General features: G+C 64.2%; 15 protein-coding genes. 3 read left to right on the forward strand and 12 right to left on the reverse strand.

What is annotated here, in order from left to right:
• Positions 1-6: 6 nt before the first annotated feature.
• Complete coding sequence (locus ACELLULO517_RS05015) at positions 7-774, forward strand: SDR family NAD(P)-dependent oxidoreductase (RefSeq protein WP_227306213.1); 768 nt, start codon at positions 7-9, stop codon at positions 772-774.
• Positions 775-999: 225 nt separating this feature from the next.
• On the opposite strand, the gene ACELLULO517_RS05020 is transcribed toward ACELLULO517_RS05015, so the two are convergent.
• From ACELLULO517_RS05020 to purB, 3 genes are all read right to left on the reverse strand, one after another.
• Positions 1000-1203, reverse strand: coding sequence for a helix-turn-helix domain-containing protein (locus ACELLULO517_RS05020; RefSeq protein WP_227306214.1), 204 nt, complete (start codon positions 1201-1203; stop codon positions 1000-1002).
• A gap of 179 nt (positions 1204-1382) precedes the next feature.
• On the reverse strand, positions 1383-2867 hold the full coding sequence (locus ACELLULO517_RS05025) for an exopolysaccharide biosynthesis polyprenyl glycosylphosphotransferase (protein ID WP_227306215.1): 1485 nt from the start codon (positions 2865-2867) through the stop codon (positions 1383-1385).
• 247 nt (positions 2868-3114) lie between these two features.
• Complete coding sequence (gene purB, locus ACELLULO517_RS05030) at positions 3115-4464, reverse strand: adenylosuccinate lyase (protein ID WP_227306216.1); 1350 nt, start codon at positions 4462-4464, stop codon at positions 3115-3117.
• Positions 4465-4552: 88 nt separating this feature from the next.
• Between purB and ACELLULO517_RS05035 the strand changes: the two genes are divergently transcribed.
• Positions 4553-5182: a YjbE family putative metal transport protein gene (locus ACELLULO517_RS05035; RefSeq protein ID WP_227306217.1), complete on the forward strand. Its 630-nt coding sequence runs from the start codon at positions 4553-4555 to the stop codon at positions 5180-5182.
• Positions 5183-5279: 97 nt separating this feature from the next.
• On the opposite strand, the gene ACELLULO517_RS05040 is transcribed toward ACELLULO517_RS05035, so the two are convergent.
• The 9 genes from ACELLULO517_RS05040 to ACELLULO517_RS05080 form a co-directional block, all read right to left on the reverse strand.
• A complete protein-coding gene (locus ACELLULO517_RS05040; protein WP_227306218.1) occupies positions 5280-6257 on the reverse strand; it encodes a malate dehydrogenase in 978 nt (325 codons plus the stop codon).
• A gap of 141 nt (positions 6258-6398) precedes the next feature.
• Positions 6399-6764, reverse strand: a complete 366-nt coding sequence (gene arsC / locus ACELLULO517_RS05045) for an arsenate reductase (glutaredoxin) (RefSeq protein ID WP_227306219.1) — start codon at positions 6762-6764, stop codon at positions 6399-6401.
• 12 nt (positions 6765-6776) lie between these two features.
• Positions 6777-7751 (reverse strand): sensor histidine kinase, encoded by a 975-nt coding sequence (locus ACELLULO517_RS05050; RefSeq protein WP_227306220.1) that lies wholly within the window; start codon positions 7749-7751, stop codon positions 6777-6779.
• 99 nt (positions 7752-7850) lie between these two features.
• Complete coding sequence (locus tag ACELLULO517_RS05055; RefSeq protein WP_227306221.1) at positions 7851-8630, reverse strand: ABC transporter ATP-binding protein; 780 nt, start codon at positions 8628-8630, stop codon at positions 7851-7853.
• A complete protein-coding gene (locus tag ACELLULO517_RS05060) occupies positions 8627-9412 on the reverse strand; it encodes an MlaE family ABC transporter permease (protein ID WP_227306222.1) in 786 nt (261 codons plus the stop codon). The genes ACELLULO517_RS05055 and ACELLULO517_RS05060 overlap by 4 nt, the downstream gene beginning before the upstream one ends.
• Positions 9409-10572 carry an alanine racemase gene (gene alr, locus ACELLULO517_RS05065; RefSeq protein ID WP_227306223.1) on the reverse strand — a complete coding sequence of 388 codons (1164 nt, stop codon included), beginning with the start codon at positions 10570-10572 and terminating at the stop codon, positions 9409-9411. The genes ACELLULO517_RS05060 and alr overlap by 4 nt, the downstream gene beginning before the upstream one ends.
• Positions 10502-11791, reverse strand: coding sequence for a flavin monoamine oxidase family protein (locus ACELLULO517_RS05070; protein WP_227306224.1), 1290 nt, complete (start codon positions 11789-11791; stop codon positions 10502-10504). Before ACELLULO517_RS05070 ends, alr begins: the two co-directional genes overlap by 71 nt.
• 16 nt (positions 11792-11807) lie before the next feature.
• Positions 11808-13304: a replicative DNA helicase gene (locus tag ACELLULO517_RS05075; RefSeq protein ID WP_227306225.1), complete on the reverse strand. Its 1497-nt coding sequence runs from the start codon at positions 13302-13304 to the stop codon at positions 11808-11810.
• Between the two features lie 240 nt (positions 13305-13544).
• Complete coding sequence (locus ACELLULO517_RS05080) at positions 13545-14372, reverse strand: site-specific integrase (RefSeq protein ID WP_227306226.1); 828 nt, start codon at positions 14370-14372, stop codon at positions 13545-13547.
• 409 nt (positions 14373-14781) lie between these two features.
• Between ACELLULO517_RS05080 and ACELLULO517_RS05085 the strand changes: the two genes are divergently transcribed.
• On the forward strand, positions 14782-16038 hold the full coding sequence (locus ACELLULO517_RS05085) for a porin (protein WP_227306227.1): 1257 nt from the start codon (positions 14782-14784) through the stop codon (positions 16036-16038).
• Positions 16039-16143: the final 105 nt, after the last annotated feature.

Genomic DNA, 16143 nt, shown 5'->3' on the forward strand with positions numbered 1-16143 from the left:
GGCTTCATGGCTTACACGATCGATCTGAGCGGCCGTTTTGCGCTGGTGACCGGTGGCACGCGCGGCATTGGCCTTGCCGCCGCCCGCCGCCTCGGCGAAGCCGGTGCGCGTGTCGTCATTACTGGGCGGGATGAGGCAGCCGGTGCGGCGGCCTTGCGGGATTTCGCGGCGGCCGGCATTTCCGCCAGCTTTCAGCGCCTTGACGTGACGTCAGAAGATGACATCACCCGTGTTATCGGCACCATAGCGGCCGATACCGGGATCGATATCCTGGTCAATAGCGCGGGTGTCGCGGCCCATTGCAATACGGAGGACACGGACCCCGCGCATTGGGATTATTTGATGAATACCAATTTGCGCGGCACTTATCAGTGCTGCCGGGAAGCGCTGCGCCATATGGCGGCACGCGGACAAGGCGGCAGCATCGTCAATATCGGCTCGATCTCGGGCATTGTTTCCAACGTGCCGCAGAATCAGGCTGTGTACAATGCGTCGAAGGCGGCGGTGCATATGCTGACCAAGTCGCTGGCCAGCGAATTCGCCAACCGGCGTATCCGGGTGAACGCCATCGCCCCAGGCTATATCCGCACCGAAATGACGCAAGGCGGGCTCGACAATCCGGAATGGTCGAAGATCTGGCTGGACATGACGCCGATGCGCCGTCCGGGCGAGGCCGATGAAGTTGCTCAGGCAACTCTGTTTCTCGCGTCCGACGCGGCGAGCTATATTACCGGTGAAGTCCTCACGATCGACGGTGGCTATACGACGCGTTGAGGGTTCGGACATCCGGGCAGGTGTGTGGACCGGTCAACCGGACCACATGCCCGTCCGCTCGATAGGCTGGAGTCTGCCGGGTTTTAACTGAAGCTTGTCCCTAATATCGTCATGCCCGGCCCCAGAGCCGGGCATCCATTCGTTGGGGCGCCCAAGGACTGGATGACCGGGTCAAGCCCGGCCATGACGGGGCAAGGGGTCGTTTCCACCTAAACCTGACGGACTCTAGTCGCGCGCCCGAGCCGCTGCGGCGACCAGTTCCGGTTCACGTTCGATGACACGCAGCAGCAGACGCGCGGCGGGATCCGGCTCCCGCCGACCTTGCTCCCAGTTATTGAGTGTCGCGGCGGGGATACCGAAACGCTCTTCAAACGCCTTGGCGCTGCGGGCAACTTTGCGGCGGATAGCCTTGACGCGTTCGGGCGGCATGGGGTTGATGCTTGCGATCTCCAGTTCGATCTCGCCGCGCTTCCAGGCCCGAACATCTTCCAGGGCTTCGACCAGCGCCTGTCCAAGATCTTATCCTTCCTCAGCCATCACCCTGTTCTTCCATTATGCGTCATAGGTGTTTTCGTTGCTCGGGTGTCAGATCCGACGACCCTGCCTCATCATACTCCCTCGCCTCTCAACACGGCGCGGATCGTGAGCACGAGAATGCGGAGGTCGAACCCCAGCGACCAATGCGCGATATAATGCAGGTCATGCGCGATGCGGCGGCGGAGCTTGTCCACGGTATTCGTCTCACCGCGCCAGCCGCAGACCTGCGCCCAGCCGGTCATGCCCGGTTTGACGCGATGGCGCGCCGCGTAACCGGCGGCCGCCTCGCTGAACGGCAGGCCCCCGGCCTCGGTGCCGAGCGCATGCGGCCGGGGACCGACCAGGGACATCGACCCTTCCACGACATTGATCAGCTGCGGCAGTTCATCCAGGCTGGTCCGGCGCAGGAAGCGGCCGAGGCGCGTCACCCGCCGATCCCCCACCACTGCCTGACGCACGCCGCCGGCATCCCCTGCCTCGATCCGCATGGTGCGGAATTTCCGAACCGGAATGACGCGGCGGTTAAGGCCCAGGCGCGGCTGGACGAACAGGACCGGTCCCTTGGACGACAGGCGGATTGCCAAGGCAATCAGCAGCATCGGGGGCGCCGCCAATATCAACAGCGGCAGGCCGAGACATAGATCCTCGGCGCGCTTCACCACAGCCTGGATACCCGCCATCGGCTTGTCGCGCAGCGGCACGAAGGGACAACCGCCAAGGGTCGAAAGCCGTGCGCCCGCCGCGTAGAAGCGCGCGGCATCCGGCGGCGCCAGCCAGATATCGGCGGCGACACCGGCCATCAGCCGATCGATCGCGGCGATGCTCCGGCCGGCGGTCTCCGGCAGGGCGATCAGCAGCAGATCGGCGTCCCCCCGTTCCAGCATGGCACGTGCGTCGCGCAAGCTGGGCAGAACCGGCGCCGGCGCGACGACCGTGTGACAGTTGCGGTCCTCGTCACGCGATGCGATCTCCAACACGCCGCAAAGTTGCAACAATCCGCCGGGCAGGATGACAGGACCAAGCCGCCGCAGCCCGGCCCGGTCCGCCACCAGCACCGCCCGACGCATAGGTGCCCGCTCCTTGGCGCTTAGCAGGATGGCTTCCAGCCGTGGTCGGGTGAGCATGATCAGCGATGGCGCCGTCACGCTCCAGCTGAACAGCCAATTGCGGTTGATGACCAGGATACCGTCGGGCAAGGATGGGGCCGCGACCGGCCAAAGCGTCATGAAGCCTTCCCACATCAGCAGCATCAGCAGCATCAGCGCGAAGGATTGGGCGATGGTGAACAGCAGGCGCATCTGCCGGCTGCCGCTGCCTTCACGGTAAAAGCCCTGGGCGTGGAGCAGGACGAGCCCCAGGGCAGCCGTACCCAGGATGACCAGCATCGCCCGCAGCGTCTGCCCGGCATGGGATGCCGGGTTCAGGCTACGGCAGGCGAGCCCGGTCGCGATGATGCCGAAAGCATCCCAGGCACCGAGAAGAACGGCCGGGTGACGCGCGAAAAGGCGCTGCGGGCCGGCGCCGGGGGCAGCGATGTCGCGGCGGGAAAGCTCCATGGTCGCGCGCGAGCCCCTGTCCCAAATCCATACCGCTGCGCGTTCAATGCCCTATATTTGTTTCGAAATCGAATCAATAATGTCTTGATGAGCCAAGTCACCCGCACCAGGTTTGCGCGGGTGCCTGATCTTGGTTGTTCGACTTAGAGCGTTTCCTGCTCGCTCACGCTCACAGGCGCCGCTCTATATTATTGTTTTTGCGCGCATCTTCACCCGGTCAGATGAGTCCATCTGACCGGGATTTGCTCTAGGCCTGCGGCCCGGCTTCGCCGAAGACGCGCGTATAGAGCGCATCGAGCGCTTTCAGATGGATGCGGGAATCCATGGCATTATCCAGCACCTCTGCCGGCACGACGCCGCCCACTTCCGGATCGGCATCCAGATTTTCGCGGAAGGACTTGCCTTCGGGCGTGCCGAGCTTGGTCCAGGTCTCCATCGCATTGCGCTGGACGATGCGATAGGCGTCCTCACGCAGAATGCCGGAACGCGCCAGCGCCAGCAGCACTTCGCCGCTATGCACGACACCACCCAGGCTTTCCAGATTGGCGGCCATCCGCTCGGGATAAACCAGCAGCTTGTCCATCATCCCGGCCAGACGCTGCAGCGCGAAGTTGAGCGCGATGGAGGCGTCCGGCGCGAACACGCGCTCGACCGCGGAGTGGCTGATGTCCCGCTCATGCCACAGCGTCACATTCTCCAGCGCCGGCACCACGGCCGCGCGGACGATACGGGCAAGACCGGTCAGGTTCTCGCTCAGCACCGGATTGCGCTTATGCGGCATGGCGGACGAGCCCTTCTGCCCCGCATGGAAGAATTCCTCCGCCTCGCGCACTTCCGACCGCTGCAGATGGCGCACTTCGGTCGCCAGCCGCTCGACGCCGGCGGCGACCACGGCGAGTGCCGAGAACCAGGCCGCGTGCCGGTCACGCGGGATGACCTGGGTGGAGACGGGTTCGGACGCGAGGCCGAGCTTCTCGGCGACGTAATCCTCAACCCGCGTGTCGAGATGGGCATAGGTACCGACGGCGCCGGAAATGGCGCAGGTCGCGATTTCGGCACGCGCCGCGACCAAACGCGCGCGGTTGCGGGCGAATTCCGCGTAATGCCCGGCCATCTTCAGGCCGAAACTGGTCGGCTCGGCATGGATCGCGTGGCTGCGGCCGATGGTCAGCGTGTATTTATGCGCGAAAGCCTGCTTCTTCAGCGCGGCCAGAACGGCGTCCACATCGGCGATCAGAATATCGGTCGCCTGGGTCAGCTGCACGGCCAGGCAGGTATCGAGCACGTCCGAACTCGTCATGCCCAGATGGACGAAGCGGCTGTCCGGCCCCACGCCTTCGGCAAGCCAGGTCAGGAAGGCGATGACGTCATGGCGCGTCACGGCCTCGATCTCGTCGATCTTGGTGACATCGGCCTCGGTCATGGCGGCCACCATCGGCGCGCCGCGTTCGCGGATGGTGCGGGCGGATTCCGCCGGCACGGCACCGACCATCGCCATGCCTTCCGCCGCCAGTGCCTCGATCTCGAACCAGATCTGGTAGCGATTGATGGGCGCCCAGATGGCCGCCATTTCGGGGCGAGAATAACGAGGAACCATGTGACGTCTCCAAAAAAAGCGCGTTGGGGCCGCCCTAAACCCCATGGCCAGCGTTGACAAGCACGGTGCTGGCTTCAGATGAAGGGAAATGAACGAAACAATCCTGCTTTCCCAAATTGCCGCCCTCGCCCAGGTGCTGATGATCGACCTGGTGCTGGCGGGCGATAACGCCGTCGTCATCGGCCTCGCCGTCGCGGGGCTGGCGCCCGCGCAGAAGCGCAAGGCCGTGCTGGCCGGCATCGGCTTCGCTGTCGTCATCCGCATCGCCATGGCCATGGTGGCGCTGAAACTTCTCGCCATCGTCGGGCTGACGCTGGCGGGCGGCATCCTGCTGCTATGGGTTTGCTGGAAGATGTTCCGCGAATTGCGCCATCGCGCGAATCACGCGGATGGCGGTGCGCCGGCTATCGCCAAGACGCCCTTGCAGGCGGCCATTCAGATCGCCATCGCCGATATTTCCATGAGCCTGGACAATGTGCTGGCCGTGGCCGGGGCCGCGCATGAGCATCCCTGGATACTCGCCCTCGGCCTGCTGCTGTCGGTGGTTTTGATGGGAATCGCCGCCAGCGTCATCGCCACACAGCTGGAAAAGCGCCGCTGGATCGCCTGGGTCGGCCTCGCCGTCGTGCTATTCGTCGCGGTGAAGATGATCTGGGAAGGCACGCATAAGGTCATCGAGCATTTCGGCTATATGCCGATGCCGGGCATCGCCGGGTAAGGCCACCCCCGCAGGATCGCCGTCCCGCGCCTACCCTTAGCTGCCTACCCTTAGCTGTCGTCCCCGGCATGAAGCCGGGAACGACGACGGAGGAGCGTTACTTGCCCAGAGCGGCGGAAATCTCGCTTTGCAACTCGTTGACGGTGACGGCGATCTTCTCGGCCGAGAAGGCGTCGATTTCCAGACCCGTGACGCGCTGGTATTCGCCGTCGGCGCAGATCACCGGCACGCCGGCGATGATGCCTTCGGGGATGCCGTAGGAGCCGTCGGACGGGATCGCCATCGAGACCCAACCGCCGTTCGAGCCTTGCACCCAATCATGCATATGGTCGATCGCGGCATTGGCAGCGGAGGCAGCGGAGGACGCGCCGCGCGCTTCGATGATGGCCGCACCGCGCTGGCCCACCTTCGGGATGAAGGTCTCGCGATACCAAGCCTCGTCATTCACCATCGCGGACAGGCTCTGCCCGCCGGAGGTCGCGTAGCGCCAATCGGCCAGCATGGTCGGCGAATGATTGCCCCAAATGATCATCTTTTCGACGGTCGAGACCGGAACCCCGGCTTTCGCGGCGAGCAGCGACAGCGCGCGGTTATGGTCCAGGCGGACCATGGCGGTGACATTCGCCTTCGGGAAATCGGGCGCGAAAGCCGAAAGGATGCCGGCATTTGTGTTCGCCGGATTGCCGACCACGATCACCTTCGCGTCGCGCTTGGCATTCTCGTTCAAAGCCTTGCCCTGAACCTTGAAGATCTCGGCATTGGCGAGCAGCAGGTCGGCGCGCTCCATGCCCTTCGAGCGCGGGCGCGAGCCGACCAGGAAGGCGGCATCGGCGTCGCGGAAGGCGACCGCCGGATCATCGGTGATGACGACGTCCTGCAGCAGCGGGAAAGCGCAATCCTCAAGCTCCATCACCACGCCGCGGACGGCGGCCTGGGCCTGCGGCAGGTCGAGAAGCTGGAGAATAATCGGCTGGTCACGGCCGAAAACGTCGCCTTGGGCGAGACGGAAGAGAAGCGCGTAGCAAATCTGGCCGGCAGCGCCGGTTACGGTCACGCGTTTGGCGGGACGAGACATGTGAGCGTCCTATGTTCTTCACAGAGACAGGCTGTATGCGCTGTCTCTGCCCGCTTTCCAATCCGCTTAACGGATCGGTGTCATCGCGAAATTCGGACCCAGGCTCCCGCTAAAGGGACAGGCAGCCTGCCCTGGCCGAGGTCACAGCAGTTCCGTCAGAGTCTCAGCCGGGCGGCAGAGTTTTGCCCCGCGCCTTGTCTGCACAATCGGCCTTTCCACCAAAACCGGATGCGCCACCATGGCGTCCAGAATGGCGTCGTCCGAGACGCCCGCATCCAAAAGACCGAGTTCCTCGGCCGGCGTGCCGCGACGGCGCAGAATATCGCGCGGGTGCGCCTTCATGGCGCGCAGCAGGGATTGCAGCTGCGGCTTGGTCCAGCCGGTCTTGAGATAAAGGACGATCGTGGGCGTGATGCCGGCTGCCTCGATCCGGCCGAGCACGGTCCGCGACGTGCCGCAGGCCGGGTTGTGGAAAATCGTGACGGCGTCGGCGGTTTCACCGGTCATCGCGCCCATTCCTTACAGGCAGAAATGCACGACGCATTGCACGCCCGTGCTGTCATAGGTGATTTCGGTCTTGCCTTCCTGGCCACGGAACGCGGACCCGATCAGCCGCGTGCCGAAGCCCTGGGCCTTGGGCGGGGACACCGGCGGACCGCCGATTTCCCGCCATTGCAGATGCACCATGCGACCCTTTCGGCGCCAGCCGATCTCCACCCGCCCGTCCGGCACCGACAAGGCCCCGTATTTCACCGCATTGGTCGCGAGTTCATGGATGATCAGGGCCAGCGGCGTCGCGGTGCGCGGCGTAATCGGCACCGGTGGGCCGCTGATCTGGCAATTATGATGACCGAAGGGGGTCAGGACGCGCGCCACCAGCATATCCAGATTGGCCGGCGTCAGCGCCTCGTTATCGGTCATGTCGAGGGCGAGTGCCAGGCCCAGCGCCTCCAACCGGTCATAGAACTGCTCCTGATAGTCAGGAAGCCCCTTGGACCGCCGCGCCGTCTGCTGAGAAATCGCCTGCACCAGGCCCATCAGATTGCGAATCCGGTGGCGCATCTCCTGCGTCAGCAGCAGCGCCTGCTCCTCCGCCGCGCGATGGGACTCGACCAGTTTCTTGAACAGGCCGCAGATCACCAGAATGACGATGCCGGAGACCAGATAGCCGAGCAGGACCTGCACATCCGTCGCGCTGACGATGAAGCCGTTATGCGGGACCAGCCAGCAATAGTCGCCGATCAGCGCACTCAGCACCAGGCAGGTCAGGCCGGGACCGATTCCCCCCCAGAAACTCGCGATCATCAGGGCGGGAAAGAAGGTGAAGAAGGCGCCGCGACTGCCCGATGCCGTCGTCAAACCGAAGCGCAGGACGACCGCGATCACAAGGCAGCCCAATGCCAAGGCCTGGCCCTGCCAAAACGTAAGCCGGGCCTGGGGGGCAAGTCTTAACCACCACCGGCCGGCGCGCTTTTGCAGAGAGCCAGCGCCCACTATTCCCCTTTCCGGACCAATGTCCGGCATCGCAATTATGTGATCTCAGACATGAGGTTTGCCGGTTCGGGGCGGAAAGTTCAACCCGTGATCGGAACGCTAGCGCCGGAGTTCCATCTGGATGGGGCCTTCGCGGCGGCCGTGGGTGAATTGATCGACGATCGGATTGCCCGACTCGAGAATCTGGGCGGCCGGGCCTTCCCAGATGATCCGCCCCTTATGCAGCATGGCCGCGCGATCGCCGATGCGCTGCGAACTGGCCATATCATGCGTAATCGCAATCGCCGTGCTGCCCAGACGTTTCACGCAATCGACGATGAGACCGTCGATGACCGCACCCATGATCGGGTCCAGCCCGGTCGTCGGTTCGTCGAAGAACATGATCGCGGGTTCCGACGCGATGGCGCGAGCCAGCGCCACGCGCTTCTGCATGCCGCCCGAGAGTTCCGAGGGCGAGAGATCGCCGACGGACGGCGCCAGACCCACCTGGCCCAGCACCGTATCGGCTTTTTGATGCGCGGCGGCGCGGCTGGACTGGTGCCGCGCGATCAGCCCGAAGGCGACATTGTCGCGCACCGTCATGCTGTCGAACAGCGCGCCATTCTGGAACAGCATGCCGATTTCGGCGCGCGCATCCTGTCGCGCCCGGCGTCCGAGCGTCAGGATATCCTGCCCGTCGATTTCGATACGGCCCGCGTCAGGCTCGATCAGGCCCAGAATGCATTTGAGCAGCACCGATTTGCCGGTGCCGGACCCGCCGATGACGACCATGGAGGTGCCGGCAGCGACGTCGAGATCGACGCCGTCCAGCACGGGCTTGGACCCGAAAGCCTTGCGCAGGCCGCGAATACGGATTTTGGGAATGTCAGCCGCGCTCATCGGGTGAAGAAGACCTCGGTCATGCCGTAGTCGAGCGCCAGGACCAGGACCGAGGCCATGACGACGGCGGAGGTGGTGGCCGAGCCCACGCCTTCGGCGCCGCCTCGGCTGCGATAGCCGTGGAAGCAGCCAGACAGCGCGATGATGAAGCCGAAGACCACGGCCTTGGCCAGGCCGAGCGTCACATCGCCGGTGTGGAGGGCGGCAAGACTGTCCTGGATATAAGTCTGGCCGTTGAAGCCGAGCTTGACGGTGGAGACGATAAAGCCGCCGAGCACGCCCAGAATATCGGCGATGATCACCAGGATCGGCATGGCGACGATGCCGGCCAGCAACCGGGGCGCCACCAGATATTTCATCGGCTTGGTCGACAGCGTCTGCAGCGCGTCGATCTGGTCGGTCACCCGCATGGTGCCGAGCTCGGCGGCCATGGCCGCCCCCGCGCGGCCCGCCATCATCAGTCCCGCCAGCACCGGGCCAAGCTCGCGGGTGACGGACAGGGCCACGATCGTCGCGATCTGCGACTGCGCGGCATAGCGCGCGAAACCGGTATAGGATTGCAGCGCGATGACCATGCCGGCGAAGATCGCCGTTAGCGCCACCACCGGCAGGGACAGGAAGCCCATGCCGAAGATCGCCCGGCCGAATAGGCGCGGGTAATAGGGCGGCAGGAATATATGGATCAGGCCTTCGACGGCGAAGATCGCCAGAGCCCCGGCCGAGCGGCAGCAGGCGATGGCGCCGCGACCAATTGTCGCCACCACGTTCAGAATCGCATTCATGCTTCCAGATAGACGCGATGGAAGCGTCTGCCCAGGGAGGTCAGGATTTCATATGCGTTAGTTCCGGCGAGCCGGGCCAGGCGTTCGGGCGGGATGGTGGGGCCGATGACCTCCATCCACGCCCCAAGAACGGCCGCCGGGCAGTCCGTTACATCGACGGTGATGAGGTCCATGGAGATGCGGCCGACGACGGGACATAGCTGACCGCCGAACGCGACCGCGGCCTTGCCGCTCAAGGCGCGATGATAGCCGTCGGCATAGCCGATGGGCAAAGTCGCGATCCGGCTCGGGCGGGTCGCGACCCATTGCCGGTCATAGCCGACGCTCTCCCCCGCCGGGATATCCCGGATCTGCATGATGCGGGCGCTGAGACGGGCGACGGCGCGCATCGGATTGGGGGCATCCGGTATTGGGTTGATGCCGTAGAGCGCGGCCCCCGGCCGCGCGAGATCGGAGGCGAAATCCGGCCCCAGAAACAGGCCCGAGGAATTGGCGAAACAGCGCTGCGCGGTCGGGAAATGCGCAGCCACTGCGGCAAAGCGGCGGGCCTGTTGCAGGTTGATCGGCGCGCCGGGGATATCGGCCGAGACCAGATGCGTCATGACGTAACGCAGATCTATGCCCTGCAACCGCGTCGGTTCGGCGATCAGCCGGGCGAGCGCCTCCGGAGACAGGCCGGTGCGGTTCATGCCCGTGTCGATATGCAGCAGCGCGGGCAAAGGCTGTCCCAGCCCGGCGGCCGCGCGGCCCCAGGCCTCGATCTCCGCCAGCGAGCCCAATGCCGGCACCAGACGATGGGCGATGAAATCCCGTTCCTCGCCCGGCCCCAGACCATGCAACACCGAGAGCATCGCGTCCGGCGCGCTGTGCCGGATGGCGACGGCTTCCATCAGATGGGCCGTAAAGATATGCCGGCAGCCGGCCTTGTACAGCGCCGACGCGACCCGGCTTGCGCCAAGGCCGTAGCCGTCCGCCTTCAGGACCGCTGCCGTATCTCGCCCTTGGCCGTGCAGGTCTCGCAACTGCCGCCAATTGGCGACGAGGGCACCAAGGTCGATCTCCAGCACCGATCCGGCGGAGGCATAGGGCTCAGCGATGATCGGTGTTCCTTTCTGACCCCAGGATGATAGCGGCCGCGCGTCTGCCGTCCAGAATGGCACCGCCGACCGTGCCGGCCATGCCGTCCGTGCGGCAGGCTTCGCCCGCGAAGATCAGACGCCCGCCGGCCAGGGGCTCTGCCAAGGTTGCGCGCGCCGTCGTGGCGCCGGGCCTGGAATAGGTATAGGCGCCGAGATGATGCGGATCGGTCGCCCAATCGGTCGTGATGCCACCCTCGGCGAAGATGCGATCGGCGTCGCTGCCGAGCATGTCGCGCCAAACCTCGCGCGCGAAAGCGAAGGCGGCCCTTGGGTCTCCGGCCAGATCCCAGGCCGTCTGGCCGCCGCAGAAACCGATGACATGGTCGGTATCGCGCGGCCAGGCGATGAAGCTGATGAAGGGATCGCCCAGCTTCTCCACGCAGCGAAAAAGCTGCGTCGGGCCCGTCATCCCCAGCCGGTCGCCTGCCGCCGCGCGCAGCACGATCTTGCTGAGCAGGCCCATGGGCAGATCGGCGATCGCCTGGGCCGTCGGCGCGGGCAGCGCGGGTGTGAAGGCGATTTGCCCGGCGGCCAAAACGCCGACCGAGACGGTGACGATGACGGCGCCGGCTTCGATGACGCCTTGCGGTGTCTCCACCCGCGTACGCGGCCCGTCCCAATCGATGCGGGTGGCGGGGCAATTCAGGCGGATCTCCCCCGCGCTGTCGGTCAGCATATCCAGCAGCAGCTGCCCCAACCCTTGGGGCGCCATCATATTGGTGCCGTCGAGCTGGTTGAGGCAGAAATCGGTCAGGCTGAGCACCTTTGCGTCCGATGCCTCGATCAGGCTCGCTTCCCAGGCTTCGATGGTGGGTGCGAAGGGATTCTCGTGCCGGAAAGGGCCGATGGCCTCGGCCAGCGGAAGGTCCGGTGTTTTGGGATGAGCGAAGACGCGCGCGAACCAGGCGGATTCGGCGGCCTCATAGGCCGCATGATCGGCGGGGCTGCCCTCGCGCCCGCCCAGGAACATGCGGCTTGGGTTGCCGAAAGCCTCCCGCAACGGAACGTCGCGGGCCTGGGCCAGATCCACCAGCGGGTTCTGTTCCGCCATATGCAGCCAGGCCGCCCCCTCATCCAGCCAGGCGCCGCCGAGGAAATCCGGGCGCGACGTGCGCGCCCGCCCGCCGGCGCGGGCCGAGGCTTCCAGAACGAGGGTTGTTTTGCCAGCCGCGCGCAGGCTGGCGGCGGCGGCCAAGCCGGCGGAGCCGGCACCGATAATCAGGACATCGACGAAAGTCATACCGTGCAGATTGTCATCAATGGCTGTCGTCGTGAACCTGATCCAGGTCGCCGAAGCGGGTGAATTCGCCTTCGAAGAACAGATCGATCTTGCCGGTCGGCCCATGGCGCTGCTTGGCGATGTAAAGCTCGGCCTTGTTATGGACCCGCTCCATATCCTGCTGCCATTTATCCAGCGCGGTCTGGAACTTGTCTTCCGAATCGAAGCCCATCTGCTGCGGCGCGCGCTGCGCGAGGTAATATTCGTCGCGATAGATGAACATGACCATATCCGCGTCCTGCTCGATGGAGCCCGATTCGCGCAGATCGGAGAGCTGCGGGCGCTTGTCCTCACGGCTTTCGACCGCGCGGCTGAGCTGGGACAGCGCGATGACCGGCACCGACAGCTCCTTCGCTAGCGCCTTCAACCCCTGGGTGATCATGCTGATTTCCAGCACGCGGCTTTCCGGCCGGGTGCCGGCGGCCGGGCGCATCAGCTGCAGATAATCGACGATGACGAGGGCCAGGCCCTTGCTGCGCTTCAAGCGCCGGCAGCGAGTGCGGAGCGCGGAGAGCGTAATCGCCGGTGTATCGTCGATTTCCAGCGGCATCTGGGCCAGATCGCGGGACACCTGGACGAAGCGGTCGAAATCCTTCGGCCCGATATCGCCACGGCGGATACGGTCACCGCTGACCCGCGATTCCTCAGCCAGCAATCGGGCGGCCAGCTGCTCGGAACTCATTTCCAGCGAAAAGACCGCGACCGAACCCTTCAGGGCGGGGTCGCCGCCACCTTCTTTCCGCGACTCGGCCAGCGACGCACGGGCGGCGCCGGAGGCGACTTTGGTGACCAGCGCTGTCTTGCCCATGCCGGGGCGGCCGGCGAGGATAACCAGATCGGACGGGTGCAGGCCGCCGGTCTTGGCGTCCAGATCACGCAACCCGGTGGAGAGGCCAGAGACCGAGCCGGACCGCTGGAAGGCGCGCTCGGCCGTTTCGATCGCCTGGGCCAGAGCCTTCTCAAAGCTGATGAAGCCGCCTTCCGAGCCGCCGCGGGTCGCGAGGTCGAATAGCTGCTGCTCGGCCGCTTCCATCTGCTGGCGGCCGTCAAGCTCGGCATCCGCCCCGAAAGCACGATTGACGAGGGTCTCGCCGACATCGATCAGCTGGCGGCGCAGCCAGGCGTCATGGACGGTCTTGCCGTAATCGCCGGCATTGATGATGCCGATCATCGCGGTCAGCAGCTGGGCGAGATAGGCGGTGCCGCCGACCTCGTTCAGCACGCCGGAATGCTCGAACTCTGCCTTCAGCGTGACCGCGTCGGCCAGCTGTCCGGCCTCGATCCGGCGGGACATGGCCTGGAAGATGCGGCCATGGATCGGGTCCGCGAAATGTTCGGGGGCGAGAAATTCCGAGACCCGCTCGTAGGCCTTGTTATTGGCGAGCAGCGCGCCGAGCAGCGCTTGCTCGGCCTGAAGGTTGCTGGGCGGCAAGCGCGGGGACAGAGCGTTCAGCGGAGAGTCGATGTGATCCATCTCCCCACCTTAACCCGGTCGGGGGGCCCGGCGCACCTCCTGAACCTGTGGAGATTGGGGATAAGGCAGAAATAACCGATGGCCGCCCCTGCCCGCCTCACCCGCCCAGTTTTGGCCTGCGAAAAATCACCAAGACAGCGTGAGAACAGGTTTGGCCGTTACTGGCAGATATATGAGGCATCGAACCTATCGGAACGATTCAGGAAAGAAAATCTCGGTTTTTCAAAGAAAACCGGAGATTTATGACTGAGCTGCTACTTGCCTTACCTGAAAAAGCCCGCCGCCCTCCGGCGGTTTGGCGTCATAGCCGGATGCATTGGCGCGACCTGTGATAATCGCCGCGATCTCGCTTTCCGTCAGCGGCTTGTCGGTGATCCGCCCATCCCCGGCATGACGGAACAGGCTGCCGCTCTGCGTCGGGCAAGCATCCATCCAACGACGCAAATGGGAGACCGGGTTTAGAAGCTGGTCATCCATGATGGTGATGGCGGAGGAGCCGCGCGCCGTATGGGAGCGGAAACGGCCGAGATGAATTTGCGCGCTGGAGCGATCGAACCGCACCTGCGGGAAAGCGAGCCGCGCGAGTTCAAGCAGACGGAAGGCGCCGGACACGTGCAGCGACAGGATGGCGCGATCGCGAAGATCTTCGGGCGCATCCTCACCTATCGCCTCGACGATTTCCTGCCAGATATGGATGCTTGGCCGCTGTACGATGCGGCGCACGGTCGTGACCTTGGGTCGCGCAATCATAGCACGGATCAGCGGCGCTTCCTCGTGAATCATTGGTGACGGAAGGTCGTTGTTCCGATGCATATAGCTGATCGCCGCGATCCGGCGGTTGAGCGTCGCCAGACCAGCGCCGGTACCTTTCTCACTCGCCAGGAAAAGGCTGACGGAGCGAGGATGCGCTGGCAACTCAGATTCATGATTCTCTGCGCACCACTGGGAAAAGCGCATCCAATCATGCTGATAGGCTTGCTCGGTCGCAGCACCGATCGAGGAGGAACCCTCCGCGCGGGTACGACCTTCGGTCGCAGTAAAGAACATATCCCGCGTGAAATTGTTCAAACCCCGGTCTCCGCAATTATTCAATGGCAAAACCAGACAAGCCCCCAAAGGGACGGAGCTTATTCTGATTTTTGTTGATTATTCGCACCGAATAGAGAATCCGGCCTGATCATGAACCGATCCCGCTTGCTGTAATGCGAGAGGAACGGTCTGCACTAGATGCGCTGGCGACATAGGTTTCCTGCCTGACTTGGCATGAACGGTCTAGTGTCCAGCGAGCAACATCACGGAACGAACATTGTGATGATAATGCCACATAAGCTGACGTGGCATATAAGACACAACCATCATTCGCGACATTTTACCTATGCAGTTTTTATTGAAGCGAGCTTGATATCGAATACACAGTCTCCTGCGCGCCGTTATGCAATCCGCAAGACCTGGCGTTTCGTATCGGGATGACAACACGATGAAGAAAATCTTGATGGCGACGAGCGCCATCGGCGTTACCTCGCTTCTGACGCTCGGTGCTGCCTTCGCGCAGACAGCCGCGCCCGGTTCGGTGACCGTTCACCTGAACGGTCGCATCAACTGGTACGCCGGTATCGAGGGTTCCTCGCTCGACAGCGTCAATGGCACGAAGACGGCGACCGACAGCTTCTACGGCTATATGCGTCTGTACCCGGGCTTTGACGGCGTTGCCGCCAACGGCCTGCACTATGGTGCGTCCACGCAGATCCGTATGAACTTCGAGTCCTCGGCCAGCGCCGAAACCCTTTATGTCTTCCAGGCCTACGGCTACCTCGGCACGCCGGAACTCGGCCAGGTCAGCTTCGGTCAGCAGAACGGCCCGACCGTGCTGTTCGAAACCGGCACCTTCGAAGGCTTCAACGACGGCGCCTGGTTCGGCGATCTTCCCGTCATCATCCCCGAGAACGCCGAAGTCATCTATCCCTTCGTCGATACCGGGTACAACCAGACCAGCGACAAGCTCGTCTATCTGTCTCCGACGATCGCCGGCTTCCAGTTCGCCTTCGGCTTCACGCCGAACAACACGGGCATGAACTACTCCCCGGCCCTGACCTCGGTTGACACCACGGTTCTGGGCGGCACGCCGAAGAACCTGCTCGACATCGGCGGCCAGTACACCCAGACCTTCGGCCCGGTCGGCATCCAGGTTGGCGCCGACTACCAGTATGCTGGTCAGGTTGCCGGCACCAACGCGCAGACCGCGGGCTACCAGACGCCGACCGGCTATAAGAACCTGAGCATCTTCTCCGGCGGTGCCACGGCCACGATCTCGGGCGTCACCTTCGGCGGCAACGTCGTCTACGGTGATTACAACGAAGTCAGCGGCTACAGCTTCCAGATGGAGCCCGATGGCGGCCAGGCGGCGATCGGCTGGTTGGCTGGCGCGCAGTACACCAAGGGCCCGCTCACCTTCGGTGCGAGCTATTTCGGCTTCAACACGACCGGTGATCTGCCGGGCGGCGTGGACGACGGCGGCACCGTTACCGCAGCCGGCCTGACCACCGGCCAGCAGATGGACGCGGGCTTCGCGGCTGGCGCCACCTATACGCTGGTTCCGGGCGTCAACCTGTTCCTCGACTACGATTGGGGCTGGCGTCACCAGGGTGGCCTCGACTTCTCGAACGGCAATGCCGGCACCCAGCATAACACCGTGCAGTCGCAGCTCTTCGGCGTCGGCACGCAGATCCAGTGGTAATAGCGACCACGACCTGCGCGGCGTAAAAGCCGCGTAGGACGGATCGGATAAAAGCGCTGGCGACTTCGGTCGCCGGCGTTTTTTTGTGACGATTGCCTGAGCTTA

The sequence above is a fragment of the Acidisoma cellulosilyticum genome, from assembly GCF_020621385.1.
Lineage (GTDB): Bacteria > Pseudomonadota > Alphaproteobacteria > Acetobacterales > Acetobacteraceae > Acidisoma > Acidisoma cellulosilyticum.